Source organism: Streptomyces sp. SirexAA-E, assembly GCF_000177195.2.
Classification (GTDB): domain Bacteria; phylum Actinomycetota; class Actinomycetes; order Streptomycetales; family Streptomycetaceae; genus Streptomyces; species Streptomyces flavovirens.
This window is the reverse complement of record NC_015953.1, coordinates 6,432,301-6,450,844: the sequence shown is the minus strand read 5'-3', so window position 1 is coordinate 6,450,844 and position 18,544 is coordinate 6,432,301. Positions and strand designations below refer to the sequence as shown.

The window sequence follows — 18,544 nt, the reverse complement described above, 5'->3', positions numbered from 1 at the left end:
GTTCCCCCCTCGTGGTCAGGCGGTGCGCAGGAAGTGGTCCAGGACCCGGACACCGAAGTGCAGGGCGTCGACCGGGACCCGCTCGTCGACGCCGTGGAACAGCGCCTGGTAGTCGAAGCCGACGGGCAGCTTCAGCGGGGAGAAACCGTAGCCGGTGATGCCGAGCCGGGAGAACTGCTTGGCGTCCGTGCCGCCGGACATGCAGTAGGGGACGGCGTGGGAGCCCGGGTCGAACAGCTCGACGGCGGCCCGCATCTTGGCGTACGTCGGTGAGTCGACCGGGGCCTGGAGGGGGACCTCCCGGTGGTCGAACTCCCAGTCGATGCCGGGGCCGGTCAGCCGGTCGAGGGTCTCGCGGAACTCCTCCTCGCCGCCGGGCACCATCCGTCCGTCGATGTGGGCGGTGGCCCGTCCCGGGATGACGTTGACCTTGTAACCGGCTTCCAGCATCGTCGGGTTGCTGCTGTTGCGGACGGTGGGCGCGACGAGGTCGGCGGCCGGGCCGAGCTTGCCGAGCAGTTCGTCCACGTCGAACCCGGGCGCGTCCAGGTCGACCTGTATGTGGTGGAGCGCGGCGATCTCGGTGAGCGCCGCCCGGACCGTGGGGGTGAGCCGCACGGGCCACTCGTACGCCCCGAGGCGGGCGACGGCGGCGGCCAGGGCGCTGACCGCGTTGGCCTTGTTGACCTTGGAGCCGTGGCCCGCCTTGCCCTCGGCGGTCAGCCGCAGCCAGGCGGTGCCCCGCTCGCCGGCCGCGATGGGGTAGAGCGACATCCCGGGGCCCGCGTGGAAGGTGAAGGCCCCGGACTCGCTGATGCCTTCGGTGCAGCCCTCGAAGAGTTCGGGGTGCCGGTCGGCGAGGAAGCCGGAGCCGTCGGCGGCGCTGGCCTCCTCGTCGGCGGTGTAGGCGACGACGATGTCCCGCCGGGGGCGCACCCCGGCACGGGCCCAGGCCCGGACGACGGCGAGGACCATCGCGTCCATGTTCTTCATGTCGACGGCGCCGCGTCCCCACACCACACCGTCGCGGACCTCCCCGGAGAAGGGGTGGACGCTCCAGTCGGCGGGTTCGGCGGGCACCACGTCGAGGTGCCCGTGGACCAGCAGCGCGTCGGCGGACGGGTCGGTGCCCGGGATGCGGGCGACCACGTTGGTCCGGCCCGGGGTGCGCTCCAGCAGGAGCGGTTCGAGCCCGGTGTCGGCCAGCCGCCGGGCGACGTACTCGGCGGCCGGGCGCTCCCGGCAGGTGCCGTCGCCGTTGTTGGTCGTGTCGATCCGGATCAGTTCCGAGGTGAACGTGACCGACTCGTCGAGCGCCCGGTCGTCCACGGATCCGGACGGGGTCGTCGCCTCAGCCATACTGTTCCTCCACGGCGGCCGACACGATCGTCGTCACCGCCTTGAATGTGCGGATACCTTCGTACATCGTCGCGCTGGTGTAGGCGACGCGCCGTTCGCCGCTCGGCGCCACGCCGGGGACCACCGTCGCGGCGGCCGCCAGATGCTCGGCGTCGAACTCCAGTTCCACCGTAAAGGGACCGCCCTCCACCGGGGTCAGGCGCCCCGCCAGTGCGGTGGCCTCCTCGGCGGCGGCCCGGATGTCGGCGGCGGTGCGCGCCGGGGTCCGGCAGACGGCGGCGTACCGCGAGACGTGGTCCTTCACCGCGACCTTGCGGGCGTCCGGGGCGTACTGCCCGGCGTCCACACAGGTCAGGTCGTCGCCGGTGACGAGGACGACCGGGACGCCGTACTCGGCGGCGACATGGGCGTTCAGCAGGCCCTCACTGGCCCGTACGCCGTTCAGCCAGACGCCGGTGATGGAGTTGGCGAGGTAGGTGTGGGCGAGCACGCCCTCGGTGCCGGCGCCGGTGTGGTAGCCGACGAACGCGACGCCGTCGACGTCGCCGTGCTGGATGCCCTCGACCATGGAGAGGGACTTGTGCCTGCCGGTGAGCATCTGGACGCGGTCGTCGAGGCGCTCCAGGAGCAGGTTGCGCATCGTCCAGTGGGCCTCGTTGACGAGCACCTCGTCGGCGCCCCCGTCGAAGAAGCCGAGGACCGCGGCGTTCACGTCCGAGGTGAACAGGGAACGGCACCGCTCCCACTGCGGGGTCCCGGGCAGTACGTCGGCCGGCCAGGTCACTCCGGTCGCGCCCTCCATGTCGGCGCTGACGAGGATCTTCACGGTGAACGGTCCTGTCACTGGTCGGGGCCCTCCTCCCGTCGCGCGGAGGGAAGAGGATCTTCGTGCCGCCTCACCGTACGCGCCGGGACCGCACCGGGCCAGAGCCGTCGGCACCTGTCACTGGTCCAGTCCGGTGGAACCGCGCCCGCCGAACGCCGCGGGGCCTCCGGCCCGGTCCGGCCGGAGGCCCCGCGGCACCCCTCAGGAGCGGCCGGCGCCCTTGACCAGCTCGTCGATCCGGGCGAGCTCCGCGTCGTCGAACTCCAGGTTGCGGACCGCCTCGACGCTGTTCTCGAGCTGCGTGACGCTGCTCGCGCCCACGACCGCGGAGGTGACCCGGCCGCCGCGCAGCACCCAGGCCAGCGCCATCTGCGCCAGGGACTGCCCGCGTTCCCGCGCGATCGCGTCCAGCGACCGGAGGCGCTCCACCAGTTCGGGGGTGACGGCGTCGGCCGACAGGAAGGGGCTGGCGCCCGCCGCCCGCGAACCCTCCGGGATGCCCTGGAGGTAGCGGTCGGACAGGATGCCCTGCTCCAGCGGCGAGTAGGCGATGGAGCCGGTGCCCAGCTCGTCCAGGGCGTCCAGCAGCCCGTCCTCGACCCAGCGGTCCAGCATCGAGTAGCGCGGCTGGTGGATGAGGAGCGGGGTGCCCAGCTCGTTCAGGATCCGGGCGGCCTCGCGGGTCTGCTCGGCCGAGTAGTTGGAGATCCCGGCGTACAGCGCCTTGCCCTGGCGCACCGCGGTGTCCAGCGCGCCCATGGTCTCCTCGAGGGGGGTGTCGGGGTCGGGGCGGTGGGAGTAGAAGATGTCGACGTAGTCGAGGCCGAGCCGCCGCAGGCTCTGGTCCAGCGAGGAGCGCAGGTACTTGCGGGAGCCCCACTCCCCGTACGGGCCCTCCCACATGTGGTAGCCGGCCTTGGTGGAGACGACGATCTCGTCCCGCAGGTGGGCGAAGTCCGTCTTCAGGGCGCGGCCCATGGTGAGCTCGGCCGAGCCGGGCGGCGGGCCGTAGTTGTTGGCGAGGTCGAAGTGGGTGATGCCCAGGTCGAAGGCCCTGCGCAGGATCTGCCCCTGCGTCTCGGGGGTCCGGTCGCCTCCGAAGTTGTGCCACAGCCCGAGGGACAGCGCGGGCAGCAGCAGACCGCTGCGTCCGGTGCGCCGGTAGGGCATGGCGGTGTAGCGGTCGGCGGACGGAAGGTACATACGAGCACTCCACGGGAGGGATCGGGGCCAGGTCTGGCGGTGTTCCCAGCCTGACGGAGAACGATCCAGCGGTCCAACAGGAGATTCCGCTGGGATTCATCGCCTAGATTGCTCAATCATGGAACTGCGTCAGCTGGAACACTTCGTCGCCGTCGCCGAGGAGCGGCACTTCACCCGGGCGGCCGAGCGGCTCGCCGTCTCCCAGTCCGGGCTGTCGGCCTCGGTGCGGGCACTGGAACACGAGCTGCGGACGCCGCTCTTCAGCCGCACCACGCGCACGGTACGGCTGACGGAGGCGGGGCAGGCCCTGCTCGTTGAGGCCGAACGCACCCTGGCGGGGGCGCGGGCGGCACGGGACGCGGTCGACGCCGTCCGGGGCCTGCTGCGCGGCAGGCTGACGCTGGGGGTCGAGCAGTGCGTGGCCGGTGTCAGCCCGGCCCGGCTGCTGGCGGCCTTCCGCCGGGAGCACCCGCACATGGAGATCCGGCTGCGCCAGGAGGGCACGTCCAGCCTGCTGGCGGGCGTGGCCGGCGGGCGGCTGGACCTGGCGTTCGCGGCCGTCAGCCCGCCGGAGTGGCGGGGTGAGCTGGTGCCGCTCGCACGGGAGCGGATGGTGGTGCTGTGTGCGCCGGGGCACCACCTCGCGGGTGGGGCCTCGGTCGAGTGGACGGGGCTGCGCGGCGAGTCCTTCATCGACTTCCACCCGGACTGGGGGCCGCGGCGGGCGGCGGACGAGGCGTTCGCGGCCGCGGGGGTACGGCGCTCGGTGGCGCTCGAGGTCAACGACGTGCACAGCCTGCTGGAGCTGGTGCACGAGGGGCTGGGCGTCGCGGTGGTGCCGCACCACTTCTCCCGTAAACCGGAGGCGCGCGGGCTGGCCGTGGTCGAGTTCACCGGTGCGCACCGGCCGGGGTACGAGAGCGTGGTGGTGCTTCCGCCGGCCCGGAGCCTGAGCCCGGGGGCGAAGGCGCTGATGGGGCTGGTCCGCCAGGACGCGTCGCGCCGAGAGCCTGTCGGCTGACCTCCCGCCCGGCCCAAGGGCGCCCGACGGGCTCCGAGCCGTCCGGTGCTCAGTCCGTCCGCGCCGGGCCGGACAGGGTCTCGGCGAAGGCCCCGTCCTCCTGGTCCACCCCGCTGCACGTGTCGGCGGCCGTGGTGGTGTCCTCGCCGTCGTCGCACGCCCGGTCGCGGAAGGTCGCCCACAGGGAGAGCGCGCCGACCCCCTCGCGGGTGGCGAAGGTACGCAGGGACGCGGCGTCGGCGAGGGTGAACGTCTCCCCCGCGACGTCGTTGACACCGGCCATCACCGTGATGTGCAGCGAGCGCCATGCCGCCTCGTCGGTCAGCCCGAGGACGTCCGCGAGCTGGTCGTGGGCGGCCTCGGCGGCCGCTTCCGCGTAGTCGCCCATGTCACCGTCGTAGGTCGAGCCGTAGTTCATGGCCATGATGTTCACCGCGGACAGCTCGACGCCTTGGTCGTCCGCGTCCTGGAGGACGGCGAGGCCGGTGTCCTCCAGCCCGTCCGGCATGGCGGGCAGGGTGTACGTGACGTCGAGGTCACGCTCCTTCTGGAGGAGGGCGAGGGCTTCGTTGCGGCGGGTGAGGGAGGCGGAGTCGGTGAGCGCGTCCCCCTCGATGTCGAAGTCGGCCTTGGAGGCCCCGACGGCGTCGAGGGCGTCGGCGTAGGCCCCGGCCAGGTCCTCGGCACTGTCGCAGGCGAGGGCCGCCTCGGTGCCCGCGGCCCCGCCGAAGGACACCCTGAGGTCGGCGCCGGTGCCGGTGAGCGCCGCCGCCCGCGCCGCGACCGCCGCGTCGCCGACCGCCGCGGTACCGCCCCAGACGGGCGTGCAGCCGGACCCGCCGGCGGTGACGAAGGCCAGGTTGTACGTGTCGGGGGACGCCGTGCCGTCGGTGTCGGCGGCCGTCGTGGCGCTCACGTAGGGGGTGAACGCGGTCTCGACGGACGCCGGTCGGGCCGGTGGCGCCGAACCCTTGGCCTGGTCGGCCGCCGTTCCCGTCGCGCAGGCGGAAGCGGCCAGGCCGAGCGCGACCAGGCCGGCGACGGCGGAGAACGCCCGTGTGCGCGTTTGCATGGGGATGCACCTGCTCTCGGATCGTCCGCCCCGGGTCGGCGACCGGCGGTGGCGGGAGGTACCACGAACCTCTCATACCGGCCGTCGGCACGAAGACACAGCTCGCTCATGGGAAGGGACCGACAGGAGTGCGTTCGGTCGCCAACGCCCTTGCGGAGACAGGCGTTTGCGTGACGTCAGGGACCGTGGTGGCGGCCCGGGGCTCTCAGCGCCCCGACAGGTTCGCCGCTCTTCCACAGGGCGCTGCCAGCGGGGGTCCAGACTTCGCACATCGCGCTCCGCCAGCATGCGCACATGCAATCCGACCCCGACATCGAGAAAGACCCGGCGCCGCGCGGCCGACGCCGGGCACACCTGGCCCGCCGCCGCCCCGGCGGGCGCCGCCGGGCGGCCGAACGGCCCCAGGACGGGCCCGTGTTCGTGGACTCGTCCGGCCGCCGGGCCCGCCTGCTGCGCCGCGCCGGGGCGCTGGTGGGTCTGGCGTGTGCCGGATACGCCGCCGTCCTCGCGCTCGCCTTCATGGGGGGCATCTCCGTGGCGCCCTCGCAGTTGCTGCCCTTCGGCGCCGGTCCCGTCGCGGAGGCCGGTCCGGGCGGGGCACCCCCCGGTGGCGGCATGCCACCCGGCGGTACCGGCGCGCCGCCGAGCGGAGCGCCGTCTCCGGCGCCTTCCGCCTCCGCCTCCCTCTCCGCCGCCGGCTCCGGTGAGGTGGGTTGATGGCCTCCTCCCGCCGCAGGCACGCGGGCGTCGGCCGGATCGGCCGGATCCGGAACCAGGCCGTCCCCAGGCCCCGTGCGGTCATGGCCCTGCTGTTGCTGCTGGGCCTCGTGTCGATGATGCTGCTCGACGGCTATCTGCGCACCGAGATCGGTGCCGACCAGCGGGTGCGTTCCGGGGCGTCCGCGGACTCGGTGCCCGATGAGGTCCTGGACGGCGGCCCGTTCCTGAGCTTCCCCGGCGGCGAGGCCCGTACGCAGTCCGTCCCGGACAGGACGATCGTGCTCACCTTCGACGACGGCCCGGACCCTGAATGGACCGAGCAGGTGCTCGACGTCCTCGACGAGAACGACGTGCCGGGCACCTTCTTCCTCGTCGGCTCGATGATCTCGCGCCACCCGGACGTGGTCCGCAGGATGGTCGACGAAGGCAACGAAGTCGGGGCGCACACCTTCACCCACGTCGACCTCTCCTATCAGAGCGAGGCCCGCGTCAAGCGTGAGATCGCCCAGACCCAACTGGCCCTGGCGGGCGCGGCGGGCATCACCACGACCCTGTTCCGGGCGCCCTACTCGTCGACCAACGACGCGATCGACGACTACAGCTGGCCCGTCTACCAGCGGCTCGGCGCGATGGGGTACACGAGCGTCTTCATCGACACCGACAGCGAGGACTGGCAGCTGCCGGGCGTCTCGAAGATCATCCAGTGGGCGACGCCGAAGAACGGCAAGGGCGCCTCGGTGCTCTTCCACGACGCGGGCGGCGACCGGTCCGAGACGCTGGCCGCCCTGCCCGCGTACATCGAGAAGATGAAGGCGAAGGGCTACACCTTCACCACCGTCAGCGGCGCCCAGCGGCGGAGCGCCCCCGGCGACGGGGGCGCCGCCGCCCCGTCCGGCACCGTGGCGGGCGACGCCGAGCAGGCCGCGCACCGGCCGGCCGACACCGTCACGCGGTGGGAGGGCCGCGCCCTGCTCGGCGCGGTCGCGGTCGCGGAGTGGACAGTGCCGGGGCTGGCCGTCCTGCTGGCGGTGGTCGGGGTGGCCGTCATCGGCCGGTTCGGCCTGATGCTCCTGCTGGCCCGCCGCCACCACCGGCAGCGCAACCGCCGCAGGTTCAGCTGGGGCCCGGAGGTGACCGAGCCGGTGACGGTCGTCGTGCCGGCGTACAACGAGAAGGAGTGCATCGCGGCCACCCTGAACTCCCTCGCGGCGAGCACCCATCCGATCGAGATCCTGGTCGTCGACGACGGATCGACCGACGGCACCGCGGAGATCGCCGAGTCACTGGGACTGGCGAACGTACGGGTCGTGCGGCAGGAGAACGCCGGCAAGTCCGCGGCGCTCAACCACGGGGTGCGCGAGGCACGTCACGGCATCGTCGTGATGATGGACGGCGACACCGTCTTCGAGCCGGACACGGTCCACCACCTCGTGCAGCCGTTCGCCGACCCCGCCATCGGCGCGGTCGCGGGCAACGCGAAGGTGGGCAACCGCTCGACGGTGATCGGGGCATGGCAGCACATCGAGTACGTCATGGGATTCAACCTGGACCGCCGGATGTACGACCTGCTGCGCTGCATGCCCACCATCCCCGGGGCCATCGGGGCCTTCCGCCGCGAGGCGGTCCTGGAGGTGGGGGGCATGAGCGAGGACACGCTGGCCGAGGACACCGACATCACCATCGCCCTGCACCGGTCCGGATGGCGTGTCGTCTACGCCGAGCACGCGCGTGCCTGGACGGAGGCGCCCGCCTCGCTCGGCCAGCTGTGGCGGCAGCGCTACCGCTGGAGCTACGGCACGATGCAGGCACTGTGGAAACACCGCGGCTCGGTGACCGACCGGGGGCCGTCGGGCCGTTTCGGCCGGGTCGGCATGCCGCTGGTCGTGCTCTTCCAGATCGTCACCCCGGTGTTCGCTCCGCTCATCGACGTCTTCACCCTGTACGCGATGCTCTTCGTGGACTTCCGGGCGTCGCTGCTGGCCTGGCTGGCGGTACTGGGCGTCCAGCTCTTCTGCGCGGCCTACGCCTTCCGCCTCGACCGGGAGAAGTACCGCTACCTGCTGATGCTGCCGCTCCAGCAACTGGCCTACCGGCAGCTGATGTACCTGGTGCTGATCCACTCGTGCGTCACCGCCGCGACCGGTGGCCGGCTGCGCTGGCAGAAGCTGAAGCGCACCGGCGAGGTGGGCGCGCCCGACCCTGCCGCCGCGCGCTCCGAGGCGCGGTGATGGCGGGTGCGCACCGCAGGACGGCACCGGCGCCCGCCTCCCCGGTGGGCGCCGCCGTCCGCGACCGCTGGTTCGACGTGCTCCGGGCGTGCGCGCTGGTGCGGGTCGTGGCCTACCACACCTTCGCGTGGCCCTGGCTGGGCTACGTGTTCCCCGCCATGGGCGTGATGTTCGCCCTCGCCGGATCGCTGATGGCCCGTTCACTGGAGCGGCCCGCGCTCCGGGTCGTCCGGGGGCGGCTGCGCCGGCTGCTGGTCCCGGTGTGGGCGTTCGCCGTGGTCCTCGGGGCGGCGATGCTGGCGCACGGCTGGAGACCGGGGTGGGACGCCCTGTACTGGGTGCTGCCGGTCGGGGATCCGCCGGGGAACGCGTGGGGTGAGCAGGCGTGGGCGGTGCTCTGGTACCTGCGCACCTATCTGTGGTTCGTCCTGCTCTCACCGATGCTGCTGCGGGTCTTCCGCTTCGCCCCGCTGCCGGTGCTCGCCCTGTCCCTGGTGCCGGTCGTGGTGCTGGAGACGGTGACGGGCGTGCCGGAGGGGCGGCCGGGCGCCGCCCTGAGCGATCTGTCGGTGTTCCTGTTCTGCTGGCTGCTGGGCTTCGCGCACCGGGGCGGGATGCTGGACCGGTCGCGTACGGCGGTTGCGGTGGCCGTGGCGCTGCCGCTGATGGCGGCCGGGGCGTGGTGGGCGCTGCGCCACCCGGCGGACGGCTCCGTCGACCTGGACGACGTCCCGCTCGCCCAGGCGCTGTGGTCGGCCGGGTTCGTGCTGCTCCTGCTCCGTCCGCGGCCCCGCCTCGACGTGCTCGCCCGCCACCCGCAGGCCGTCCGCGCCGTCCGGGTGGTCAACGCGCGCGCCGTGACCGTGTACCTGTGGCACGAGGTGGCGTTGATGGCGTCGGTCCCGCTGATCGACCTGTTGTGGCGGGTGGAGGTCCTGGAGCGGTCCGGCGCGCTGGACAGCCTGTGGGCGCAGTTCGCTCTCGTCTGGGTGCTGATCGGTGCGGCGGTGCTGTGCTTCGGCTGGGTCGAGGACGTCGCGGCGAGGCGGAGGCCGCGTCTGCTGCCGTGAGCGGCGGGTGTGCGGGCCCCCGGGACCCGCACACCCGGGCGCCGGTGGCTCAGTCCTCGTGCCCGAGCTGGATGTCGCGCTCGGTGCGGCCGCCTCCGGGTACCTGGAGGACGGTGGCGACCGGCGGGTAGCCGGCGGCGATCACGGTGTACTCACCCGTCGACAGGTCGACGAAGCGGAACGACCCGTCGGGCCCCGTGGTGTGGGTGTCGACCACGTTGCCGGCCGCGTCCAGCAGGGTGACCCGGGCGTCCTCGACGACCCGGCCGCCGGGGGCCCGTACGACACCGCGCAGCACCGCGCCGCCGGCCAGCTCGATGTCCTGCCGGGTCTCCCGGGCTGCCTGCACGCTGACCGGCAGCGCGGCGGGGCGGAAGGCCGGCGCACTGGCCGCCAAGGTGTACTCGCCGGCCACCAACTCGCCGATCACATAGAGCCCTTCACGCCCGGTGCGGGTACTGGCGACGACCTCGCCGCGTACGTCGGTGAGGGTCACGGCGGCGTCGCGCACCGGTGCGCCGTCCGGGGTGACGACCGCCCCGGCGAGCCGTCCCGCGCCGCCGAGCACCACGTCGAGGTCGACCGGCCGTTCGCCGACGGTGACGCTGACGGCCTGCGGCTGATGCCCTCCGGCCGCGGCGATCAGCACGAAGGAACCGGGGCCGGGCACGCTCAGCGCGTACCGCCCGTCGTCACCGCTCGCGCCCCGGCCGACCTGCCGCCCCAGGACGTCGATGAGGGTGAGTGCAGCCCGGCCCACCTTCGTGCCGTCGGAGTGCTGGACGCGGCCGCGGACCGGGACGCCGGGCAGTTGTCCGGACGGGGCCGGCGGCGGGGCCGGGTCGAGGCGGGCGGTGGGGATCGCGGCGGGGGGCGCGGTGGGTTCCGCGGCCGGTGTGGGGGTGTGGTGGGACACCAGCGGTTTCTCCTTGAGGAAGAAGGCGAGGAACAGGCCGAGCAGGAGCACCGGCACGAGGTAGAGGAAGATCCGGGGCATCGCGTCGGCGTACGCCTGGATGTAGGCGTCCCGCAGCGCGGGTTCCATGGCGTGGACGGCCTGCGGGGTGATCGACGCGGGGTCGGGCAGGTCGGCCCCGGACGGCAGCCGTACCCCGAGCGCGTCCGCGAGCCGGCCGGCGAACAGGGTGCCGAAGATGGCGGCCCCGACGCTGCCGCCGATCTGCCGGAAGTAGTTGTGGGCGCTGGTGGCGGTGCCGAGGTCGGCGGGCGGTACGGAGTTCTGGACGGCCAGCACGAGTACGGACATGCCGAGCCCGATGCCGAGCCCGAGGATCGCCTGCCAGAGGCCGTACTCCAGCGGGCTGGTCTCGGTGTCCAGGAAGGAGAGCAGCCACATGCCGACGGCCGAGACGGCACCGCCGACCAGCGGGAAGATCCGGTAGCGGCCGGTGCGGGAGACCAGTTGTCCGGAGACGACGGAGGCGACGACGATGCCGCCCATCATCGGGAGCATGAGCAGTCCCGACTCGGTGGCCGAGACGCCCTCGACCATCTGGAGGTAGGTCGGCAGATAGCTGGCGGCCCCGAAGAGCGCCACGCCGACGACCGCTCCCACCAGCGAGGTCACGTTGAAGACGGAGTCGCGGAACAGCCGTAGCGGGATGACGGGTTCGACGGCCCGGTGCTCGACGACGAGGAAGAGGAGGGTCGTTCCGACGGCCCCGGCGGCCAGCCCCAGGATGGTCCGCGAGCCCCACGCGTACTCGGTGCCGCCCCAGCTGGTGAGCAGCACCAGGCAGGTCGACGCGGCGGCGAGCAGCAGCGCGCCCAGCACGTCGAGGCGGGGCCGGACGGCCGGCTTGGGGAGTTTCAGTACGACGGCGATGACGGCGAGCGTGACCAGCCCGAACGGCACGTTGACGTAGAAGCACCAGCGCCAGGAGACGTGGTCGGTGAAGAACCCGCCGAGCAGCGGTCCGGCGACGGAGGCGATGCCGAAGACGGCCCCGATGAGGCCCATGTAGCGGCCGCGTTCACGGGAGGGGACGATGTCGGCGATGATCGCCTGCACACCGATCATGAGTCCGCCGCCGCCGATGCCCTGGACGGCCCGGAAGGCGATGAGCTCGTCCATCGTGCGGGACCAGCCGGCGAGCGCGGAGCCGATGACGAAGACGACGATCGCGAACTGGAAGACGCCCTTGCGGCCGAAGAGGTCGCCGAGCTTGCCGTAGAGCGGCAGTCCGATGGTGGAGGCGAGCAGGTAGGCGGTGACCGCCCAGGACATCTTGTCCAGCCCGTGCAGCTCGCCGACGATCTTCGGCAGTGCGGTGGCGACGATCATCTGGTCGAGCGCCGCGAGCAGCAGGGTGAGCATCAGACCGAGGAAGACCAGCCGGACCCGTCGCGGGCTGATCTCCTCGGCGGGACCGTCCGCCACGGGGCCGGCCGGCGGCCCGGGCGGGACGGCGACCGGCACGGTCGGTGCGTCAGGGGCGGGGCCGAGGAGCTGGTCCGCCAGGCTGCCCCTGCCGCCGGGCCCGCCGCCTTCCCCGCCGCCCGGTCCCGGGCCTTCGCCCCCGGGCCCGTCCGCATCGTCCTTCAGCAGAGTGATCCCACCCACCACCTGACGCTCCCCTCGTCGCTCCTCGCCGCCCATTTCTCGCATCAGGCGGTAAGGCGGGGCAAACGCGACCAGGGGTGCAGGCGGCGCACGCTGAGGGCGTATGCGCCGGTGGGAGGTACTACGGCGCGCAACCGGCCGTCCCGGAAAACCACTCGTTCCGGTGAGGCCGGTAGCGAACCGGCAGTGTCAGTACAGGACTTACTTCTCGACCTCGGTGGCGAGGTTCTGGAGCAGCTCGTCGTGGATCCGGGCGAGACCCTTGGGCGCGAAGGTCCTCTCGAAGAACCCTCCGATGCCGCCCGCACCGTCCCAGACGGTGGAGACGGCCGCCCTGGCCCTCCCCTCACCGGCCGGGGTGACGGTCCAGGTGGTGACCATCGAGGAGTTCCGGTCCTTCTCGACCAGCTGGCCGTCAGTGGGTTCGGTGACCTCCAGCAGGCAGTCGCGGACCCGCTTGCTGGTGGCCTGGAGCTTCCAGTGGACGAGGGTGCCCTCGCCGTCACCGCCCTCGCGCACCTCGTATTCGCTGTACTGCCCGGGGAGGATCTTGCCCCGGACCTCCGTGTAGTCGGCCAGCGCGTCGAACACCGCCTCCGGGTCCGCCGCGATGATCCGCTCCGTCGTGGCCTCGACCTGCGCCATGCCTTCTCCTCCAGCACTCGGTTGTACGGGACGGTGCCGAGCCAACCACCTTCGGTGCGGCCCTCAAAATCGGGCCCCGGACATGGGTGCGCACGATCAAGGGAACAAGTGTTCTATTCTCTGCCCAGTACCACCTAGGAGGTGTCCATGCGCTGGGACAATCTGGCCGATAACACCACGAAATCAGGGAACGGCGCCCTGTTCGCCGCGGACGCGGTGACGACCCGTACGTTCGACACCCCGGAATTCCGCGGCATCACCTTCCACGAGATCCGTGCCCGTTCGATCGTGAACCGGGTGCCCGGGGCGTCCCGGATGCCGTTCGAATGGACGGTGAACCCGTACCGGGGCTGCACCCACGCCTGCGTGTACTGCTTCGCCCGCAAGACCCACAGCTACCTGGATCTGGACACCGGCCTCGGCTTCGACTCCCAGATCGTCGTGAAGATCAACGCGGGCGAGCTGCTCGCCCGCCATCTCGCCTCCCCGCAGTGGCACGGCGCGCACATCGCGATGGGCACGAACGTCGACTGCTACCAGCGGGCCGAGGGGCGCTACCGGCTGATGCCCGGGATCATCGCCGCCCTGCGCGACCACGCCAACCCCTTCTCGATCCTGACGAAAGGGACGCTGATCCTGCGCGACCTGGAGCTGCTGAAACAGGCCGCGGAGGTCACCGAGGTCGGGATCTCCGTCTCGGTCGGCTTCACCGACCGCGAGCTGTGGCGCACGGTCGAACCGGGCACCCCCTCCCCCGAGCGCCGCCTCGACGTCGTTCGCACCCTGGCCGGTCACGGCATCGGCTGCGGGGTGCTGATGGCACCGGTCATCCCGTTCCTCGGCGACCGTCCCGACCAGCTGCGCGACACGGTCCGCGCCATCGCCGAGGCCGGCGCGCACTCGGTGACCCCGCTCGTCCTGCATCTGCGGCCGGGCGCCCGGGAGTGGTTCATGGCGTGGCTCGGCGAGCACCACCCGCATCTGGTGCGGCGCTACGAACGGCTGTACGCGGACGGGGCGTACGCGCCGACCTGGTACCAGCGGCGCATCACCCGCCGGGTGCACGAGCTGGCGGCCGAGTACGGCATCGGTCCCGCCCGCCGGGGTGGTTCCCGCCGCCTCGCCGCACCCGAGACGCCCGACGCTCCCGTACCCGCACCGCTGCCGGAGGACTCCGGACCCACCCAGCTGACCCTGCTCTGACCGCACCACCGCTCGCTGACCAAACGGGTCAACTCTTGCCGGAATCTGTCCTTCCGCGCCCGGATTCGGGGAGCATGCGGCCGTGGCTGTGCCCCTCACAGCCTCGATTCCCCACCACGGGAGGCCGTATGACGAAACGTGCAGGCATTCTGGTCGCAGTCGGCGCCACGGTCGCCGGGCTGGTCACCGCGGTTCCGTCCGCCGCGTCCACCGCGCCCGGGGCCCCTGGGGCCGCCGCGCCGCTGAAGTGGACCGCTTGCGGGACGAAGGCGTATCCGACCCAGCAGTGCGCAACCGTTCGCGCCCCACTGGACCATGACAGGCCGTCAGGACGGCAGGTCACGCTCGCCCTCGCCCGGATCCCGCACACGGCGAAGACCTCGCAGGGTCCGCTGCTGGTCAACCCCGGCGGCCCCGGCGGCAGCGGGCTCTCGATGGCCGGCTTCGTGGCGTCCTCGCTGCCGGCGAAGCTCGCCGCCCAGTACGACGTGATCGGCTTCGACCCGCGCGGGGTCGGCAGGAGCAGCCCGGCGCTGGACTGCGTACCGAAGCACTTCGACCCGGTACGCCCCGACACCGTGCCCGGCTCCCCGCGGGACGAGCGGACCAACCGGGAACGCGCCGCGTCCTTCGCCGACGCGTGCGGCGAGAAGCACGGGGACCTGCTGCCGTTCATGGACACGGTCAGCACCGCGAAGGACCTGGACGTGATCCGCCGGGCCCTCGGCGCACGGCAGATCAACTACTTCGGCTACTCCTACGGCACCTACCTGGGCGCCGTCTACGCCAAGCTGTTCCCGGAGCGCGTGCGGCGCCTGGTGCTCGACTCGATCGTCGACCCGGACGGCGTCTGGTACGAGGACAACCTCGGCCAGGACTACGCCTTCGACGCCCGTCACAAGGCGTTCGCCGCCTGGGTGGCGAAGAACGACGCCACCTACCGGCTCGGCACCGACCCGGCGAAGGTCGAAGCCGCCTGGTACCGGATGCGGGCCGCGGTGAAGAAGCACCCCGCGGCGGGCAAGGTCGGCCCGAGCGAGCTGGAGGACACCTTCCTGCCCGGCGGCTACTACAACGGCTACTGGCCGCAACTGGCCGAGGCGTTCGCCGCGTACGTGAACGACAAGGACGAGGACGCGCTGGCCACGGCGTACGACGACTTCGCGGCGGTCGACGCGAGCGGGGACAACGGCTACTCCGTCTACACGGCCGTCCAGTGCCGCGACACGGGCTGGCCGAAGTCCTGGACCACCTGGCGCAACGACACCTGGCAGGCGCACCGCAAGGCGCCGTTCATGTCCTGGAACAACACCTGGTACAACGCGCCCTGCGCCACCTGGCCCGTCGCACCGCTGCGGCCGGTGCGGGTCACCAACCGCGAGATCCCGCCGGCGCTCCTCTTCCAGGCCACCGACGACGCGGCGACCCCGTACGAGGGCGGCCTGAGCATGCACCGCAAGCTCAAGGGCTCGCGCCTGGTCGTCGAGGAGGGCGGCGGCAACCACGGCATCAGCCTGAGCGGCAACGACTGCCTCGACGCGCACCTGATCGCCTACCTCACCGACGGCACCCTGCCCCGCTCCGGCGGCAGCGGCGCCGACGCGGTCTGCGACGCGCTCCCCGAGCCGGAGGCGGCGGCGACCGCGAAGGCGAAGGCCGCTACGGGCCAGAAGGGCAGCACCCTGCACAGCCTGCTCGGCTTCCGGGGCTGACGCCCGCATCCCCGTACGGGTTCACGCCAGGGGCGTGCGCGAGGACGGCCGCACGAGCACGCGGCCCACGCCCGCGTACGCCCCTGGCGTGTGACATCGACACTCCAGAACTGCGAGACCTCACGGCGGGCGCGAACGGCACACCGGTACCGAAGGCCCGGTACCCGCGCTCGTTGAGCGTCCCGGCAACCGCCTGAGCGCCTCCTCCGCCGCCGCTCCCAGCCGGGGGTGCGGCAGCGCCGCCTCCAGGACCGGGCGGGCGCGGTCGTCGCCGAGGGCGCCCAGCCCTTCCACGCAGGCCAGCGCGACGCGCCAGTGCGGCTCGGCGGGAGACAGCAGCCGGTCCAGGGTGGCGACCAGGGCGGGTACCGACTCCGGGGCGCGCAGCGCGGTCAGCAGGCGTACCGGGTGCAGGGCGTAGGCGGTGCGCAGGGTGTTGGTGGCGAGTGCGGCGGCGGCCCGGGGCGTCCGGGGGTCCGCTAGCAGCAGCAGGGCGTGGGCGGCCGAGACGCAGCGCTCCGGGTCGCGGTGGTTGAGCAGGAGGACCAGCGCCTCGAAGGCCCGGCGGTCGCCCCGGCAGCCGAGCCGGAACGCGGCGGTCTCGCGGGCCCACAGCGGGCGTTCGCCTTCGGTGAGGACGGCGGCCAGTTCCTCGTCGTCCTCGGTGGCGAGCAGCCGGGCGAAGAGAGGAGACTGCCCCGCCTCTCCCCGGAGCCGGTCCGTCAGCGAGCGCAACTCCTCGTCCATGACGCTCAGTTTAGCGTCGGACACGCACCGTGCGCCCCCGTGGTGTCACCGGGGCGTGACCCGGCAGTCCCCGGGCCGACAGCGCGCCCGCGACGGCGACGGCCGCCAGTACCGACAGGGTGGGCGGGACGGCGTGGATCAGCGCCTCCCGCGATCCGGAGGTGGCGGCGGAGGCGGTGGCGCCGGGCGTACTCACGGTCAGCAGCGCGGTGGCGGCGGCCACGCCCAGGGCCGGCCCGATGTTCATGGCGGTCTGCTGGAGCCCTCCCACGACCCCGGCGTGCCGCTCCGGCGCCTGGCGTACGACGACATCCGTGGCGACCACCATCACGGTTCCGAAACCCGCGCCCACCATGAGGAACGCGTTACAGATCGGCGTCGTCCCGGACTCCGCGCCGAGGCGGGACAGCAGGAGATCACCCAGGGCGAGCAGGAGCATCGCGCCCACGACGGTGCGGCGCGGCCCGTACCGGCGCGCCGGGAGGACGGAGAGGGGCGCGGCCAGCACCATGGCCACCGGCCCCGGCAGGGCCACCAGCGCGCAGTGCAGCGGGTCGAGGCCGAGGACGTCCTGGAGGTGGTAGACGCCGGTGAACAGACTGCCGTACAGCGCCGCCGAGGCGGCCACCAGGACGCCGAGTCCCGGGACGACGGCAGGCGAGGCGAGCACGCCCGGAGGCACGAGCGGGTCCCGCGCGCTCCGTTGGCGCCCGGCGAACAGGAGACCGGTCACCGCGGCAACCGCGAGCCCGGTGGCAGAGGACCCTGCCCCACCATCCCCGGAGACGCCCGCGAGGGAGTACACCAGGCCGCCCACGGTGCACGCGAGGAGTCCCGCTCCCGGCAGGTCGAGCGTGCGGGCGGCCGCTGCCCGGCCGGCGCCGCGACCTGCGGGGCCGGTTCGCGTACGGCGAGGACGAGCAGGCCGATCAGCAGCGCCGGCGGAACGTTGAGGAAGAAGGCCGCCCGCCATCCCTGGTGGACGGCCAGGGCTCCGCCGAGAAGCGGTCCCGTCGCGGCCGCCAGGCCGATGGCGCTGGTCCGCAGCGCGATGGGCATCCCCAGCCGGTCGGGGGGAAAGGCCGCTCGCAGCATGCCGAGGGTGGCCGGTTGCAGGAGCGCGCCGAACGCCCCCTGGGCGACGCGCAGGACGATCACCGTGCCGATCCCCGAGGCCAGTCCGATGCCCGCGGAGGTCGCGCCGAAGCCCAGCATCCCGACGGCGAACAGCCGCCGGTGTCCGTACCGGTCGCCGAGGCGTCCGGCGAGGACGAGCAGGCCGGCCACCGCGATCAGATAGCCGGTGCTGGTCCACCGGACCTGCGCGAAGGAGGCGTGGAGGTCCTTCTGCAGGGTGGGCTGGACCACGGTCAGCACCGTCCCGTCCAGGGCCACGACCGCCGCCCCGATGACACTGCCGGTCAGGGTGATCCGCCGGTGGGCCGCGCTCATCCGGCGTCCGGGCCGAGATGGGCGTCGAGCAGCGCACGCAGCAGCGGTTCGACGTCGTCGGCGCCGGTCGCGAGCGGGAGGCTTCCCCAGCACCACAGCTGGGCGATGCCGTGCAGTCCCGCCCAGAGCACACCCGCGGCGACCCGGGCATCGGCGGGGCGCGGGCGGACGCGGGCGACGGCGTCCACCAGCCGGCCGAAGAGGGGCAGGCTCGTCTCCCGGAGTCCCGGATGGCCGCTCTCCAGCAGGTCGTGGCGGAACATCAGCTCGAACATGCCGCCCTCCGTCCGCGCGAAGTCCAGATAGACGCGGCACAGCCGCTCGATCCGGTCGCGCGGCCCCGGCTCCCCCTCCCCCTCCCCCAGCGCGGCGGAGGCCCGGGCACCGAGGTCGGCGAAACCGGTGCGCGCGACGGCGGAGAGCAGGGAGAGATGAGTGGGGAAGTAACGGCGGGGTGCGCCGTGCGACACCCCCGCGGCGCGGGCGATCTCGCGGAGGGAGAGTGCCTGCGCCCCGCGCTCCGCGACGAGTTGGACCCCTGCCGCCACCAACCGCGCTTCCAGTCCCGCGTCTCCCTGTGCCATAGACACTGTCTACCGACCACCAGTCCTTGCGGACCGAAGTGTGGGCCAGCGCACAACCGTTCAGGGCTGGCGCGCTCGTTACCCGCCGGTTAATCTCATGTGAGCGGGAAACAACCCC

Annotated in this window: 16 protein-coding genes; 6 read left to right on the top strand and 10 right to left on the bottom strand. The window is 72.9% G+C overall.

Going from position 1 to position 18,544, the window contains the following annotated elements:
- Positions 1–15: 15 nt before the first annotated feature.
- The 3 genes from SACTE_RS28195 to SACTE_RS28185 form a co-directional block, all read right to left on the bottom strand.
- Positions 16–1,359 carry a M20/M25/M40 family metallo-hydrolase gene (locus tag SACTE_RS28195; RefSeq protein ID WP_014049418.1) on the bottom strand — a complete coding sequence of 448 codons (1,344 nt, stop codon included), beginning with the start codon at positions 1,357–1,359 and terminating at the stop codon, positions 16–18.
- Positions 1,352–2,185, bottom strand: coding sequence for a M55 family metallopeptidase (locus SACTE_RS28190; RefSeq protein WP_026359077.1), 834 nt, complete (start codon positions 2,183–2,185; stop codon positions 1,352–1,354). Before SACTE_RS28190 ends, SACTE_RS28195 begins: the two co-directional genes overlap by 8 nt.
- Positions 2,186–2,386: 201 nt before the next feature.
- Complete coding sequence (locus SACTE_RS28185; RefSeq protein WP_014049416.1) at positions 2,387–3,388, bottom strand: aldo/keto reductase; 1,002 nt, start codon at positions 3,386–3,388, stop codon at positions 2,387–2,389.
- Positions 3,389–3,506: 118 nt separating this feature from the next.
- On the opposite strand from SACTE_RS28185, the gene SACTE_RS28180 reads away from it, so the two are divergent.
- Positions 3,507–4,409 (top strand): LysR family transcriptional regulator, encoded by a 903-nt coding sequence (locus SACTE_RS28180; protein WP_014049415.1) that lies wholly within the window; start codon positions 3,507–3,509, stop codon positions 4,407–4,409.
- A 49-nt stretch (positions 4,410–4,458) separates the two neighbouring features.
- Here SACTE_RS28180 and SACTE_RS28175 read toward each other — a convergent pair whose 3' ends face one another.
- Entirely contained in the window at positions 4,459–5,481 is a 1,023-nt protein-coding gene (locus SACTE_RS28175; RefSeq protein WP_014049414.1) for a chitinase, read from the bottom strand.
- A 294-nt stretch (positions 5,482–5,775) separates the two neighbouring features.
- On the opposite strand from SACTE_RS28175, the gene SACTE_RS33805 reads away from it, so the two are divergent.
- Genes SACTE_RS33805 through SACTE_RS28160 form a run of 3 tightly spaced genes read left to right on the top strand, consistent with a single transcriptional unit; the run spans position 5,776 to position 9,499 of the window.
- The gene (locus SACTE_RS33805; RefSeq protein ID WP_014049413.1) at positions 5,776–6,198 is read left to right on the top strand and encodes a hypothetical protein; all 423 of its coding nucleotides are present in this window, start codon (positions 5,776–5,778) and stop codon (positions 6,196–6,198) included.
- A complete protein-coding gene (locus SACTE_RS28165; protein ID WP_014049412.1) occupies positions 6,198–8,429 on the top strand; it encodes a bifunctional polysaccharide deacetylase/glycosyltransferase family 2 protein in 2,232 nt (743 codons plus the stop codon). Before SACTE_RS33805 ends, SACTE_RS28165 begins: the two co-directional genes overlap by 1 nt.
- Positions 8,429–9,499 (top strand): acyltransferase, encoded by a 1,071-nt coding sequence (locus SACTE_RS28160; protein WP_014049411.1) that lies wholly within the window; start codon positions 8,429–8,431, stop codon positions 9,497–9,499. Before SACTE_RS28165 ends, SACTE_RS28160 begins: the two co-directional genes overlap by 1 nt.
- Before the next feature lie 49 nt (positions 9,500–9,548).
- Here SACTE_RS28160 and SACTE_RS28155 read toward each other — a convergent pair whose 3' ends face one another.
- Together SACTE_RS28155 and SACTE_RS28150 are read right to left on the bottom strand one after the other, a co-directional pair.
- Positions 9,549–12,086, bottom strand: coding sequence for an MFS transporter (locus tag SACTE_RS28155; RefSeq protein WP_014049410.1), 2,538 nt, complete (start codon positions 12,084–12,086; stop codon positions 9,549–9,551).
- 198 nt (positions 12,087–12,284) lie between these two features.
- Positions 12,285–12,728 (bottom strand): SRPBCC family protein, encoded by a 444-nt coding sequence (locus SACTE_RS28150; protein ID WP_014049409.1) that lies wholly within the window; start codon positions 12,726–12,728, stop codon positions 12,285–12,287.
- A 147-nt stretch (positions 12,729–12,875) separates the two neighbouring features.
- On the opposite strand from SACTE_RS28150, the gene SACTE_RS28145 reads away from it, so the two are divergent.
- Positions 12,876–13,931 carry an Rv2578c family radical SAM protein gene (locus SACTE_RS28145; protein WP_014049408.1) on the top strand — a complete coding sequence of 352 codons (1,056 nt, stop codon included), beginning with the start codon at positions 12,876–12,878 and terminating at the stop codon, positions 13,929–13,931.
- A gap of 128 nt (positions 13,932–14,059) precedes the next feature.
- Positions 14,060–15,643, top strand: a complete 1,584-nt coding sequence (locus SACTE_RS28140; RefSeq protein WP_014049407.1) for an alpha/beta hydrolase — start codon at positions 14,060–14,062, stop codon at positions 15,641–15,643.
- 120 nt (positions 15,644–15,763) lie between these two features.
- On the opposite strand, the gene SACTE_RS28135 is transcribed toward SACTE_RS28140, so the two are convergent.
- Genes SACTE_RS28135 through SACTE_RS33795 form a run of 4 tightly spaced genes read right to left on the bottom strand, consistent with a single transcriptional unit; the run spans position 15,764 to position 18,426 of the window.
- On the bottom strand, positions 15,764–16,390 hold the full coding sequence (locus SACTE_RS28135; RefSeq protein WP_019993032.1) for an adenylosuccinate lyase: 627 nt from the start codon (positions 16,388–16,390) through the stop codon (positions 15,764–15,766).
- Positions 16,391–16,400: 10 nt separating this feature from the next.
- Positions 16,401–17,195, bottom strand: coding sequence for an MFS transporter (locus tag SACTE_RS35610; RefSeq protein ID WP_343236537.1), 795 nt, complete (start codon positions 17,193–17,195; stop codon positions 16,401–16,403).
- Positions 17,120–17,842, bottom strand: coding sequence for an MFS transporter (locus SACTE_RS35605; protein WP_226995190.1), 723 nt, complete (start codon positions 17,840–17,842; stop codon positions 17,120–17,122). Before SACTE_RS35605 ends, SACTE_RS35610 begins: the two co-directional genes overlap by 76 nt.
- Positions 17,839–18,426 carry a TetR/AcrR family transcriptional regulator gene (locus SACTE_RS33795; protein ID WP_014049405.1) on the bottom strand — a complete coding sequence of 196 codons (588 nt, stop codon included), beginning with the start codon at positions 18,424–18,426 and terminating at the stop codon, positions 17,839–17,841. Before SACTE_RS33795 ends, SACTE_RS35605 begins: the two co-directional genes overlap by 4 nt.
- Positions 18,427–18,544 lie beyond the last annotated feature (118 nt).

Coding starts and splice junctions, on each gene's coding strand:
- SACTE_RS28195 (WP_014049418.1), bottom strand. CDS start 1,359: ATGGCTGAGGCGACGACCCCGTCCGGATCCGTGGACGACCGGGCGCTC.
- SACTE_RS28185 (WP_014049416.1), bottom strand. CDS start 3,388: ATGTACCTTCCGTCCGCCGACCGCTACACCGCCATGCCCTACCGGCGC.
- SACTE_RS28180 (WP_014049415.1), top strand. CDS start 3,507: ATGGAACTGCGTCAGCTGGAACACTTCGTCGCCGTCGCCGAGGAGCGG.
- SACTE_RS28175 (WP_014049414.1), bottom strand. CDS start 5,481: ATGCAAACGCGCACACGGGCGTTCTCCGCCGTCGCCGGCCTGGTCGCG.
- SACTE_RS33805 (WP_014049413.1), top strand. CDS start 5,776: ATGCAATCCGACCCCGACATCGAGAAAGACCCGGCGCCGCGCGGCCGA.
- SACTE_RS28165 (WP_014049412.1), top strand. CDS start 6,198: ATGGCCTCCTCCCGCCGCAGGCACGCGGGCGTCGGCCGGATCGGCCGG.
- SACTE_RS28160 (WP_014049411.1), top strand. CDS start 8,429: ATGGCGGGTGCGCACCGCAGGACGGCACCGGCGCCCGCCTCCCCGGTG.
- SACTE_RS28150 (WP_014049409.1), bottom strand. CDS start 12,728: ATGGCGCAGGTCGAGGCCACGACGGAGCGGATCATCGCGGCGGACCCG.
- SACTE_RS28145 (WP_014049408.1), top strand. CDS start 12,876: ATGCGCTGGGACAATCTGGCCGATAACACCACGAAATCAGGGAACGGC.
- SACTE_RS28140 (WP_014049407.1), top strand. CDS start 14,060: ATGACGAAACGTGCAGGCATTCTGGTCGCAGTCGGCGCCACGGTCGCC.
- SACTE_RS28135 (WP_019993032.1), bottom strand. CDS start 16,390: ATGGACGAGGAGTTGCGCTCGCTGACGGACCGGCTCCGGGGAGAGGCG.
- SACTE_RS35605 (WP_226995190.1), bottom strand. CDS start 17,842: ATGAGCGCGGCCCACCGGCGGATCACCCTGACCGGCAGTGTCATCGGG.
- SACTE_RS33795 (WP_014049405.1), bottom strand. CDS start 18,426: ATGGCACAGGGAGACGCGGGACTGGAAGCGCGGTTGGTGGCGGCAGGG.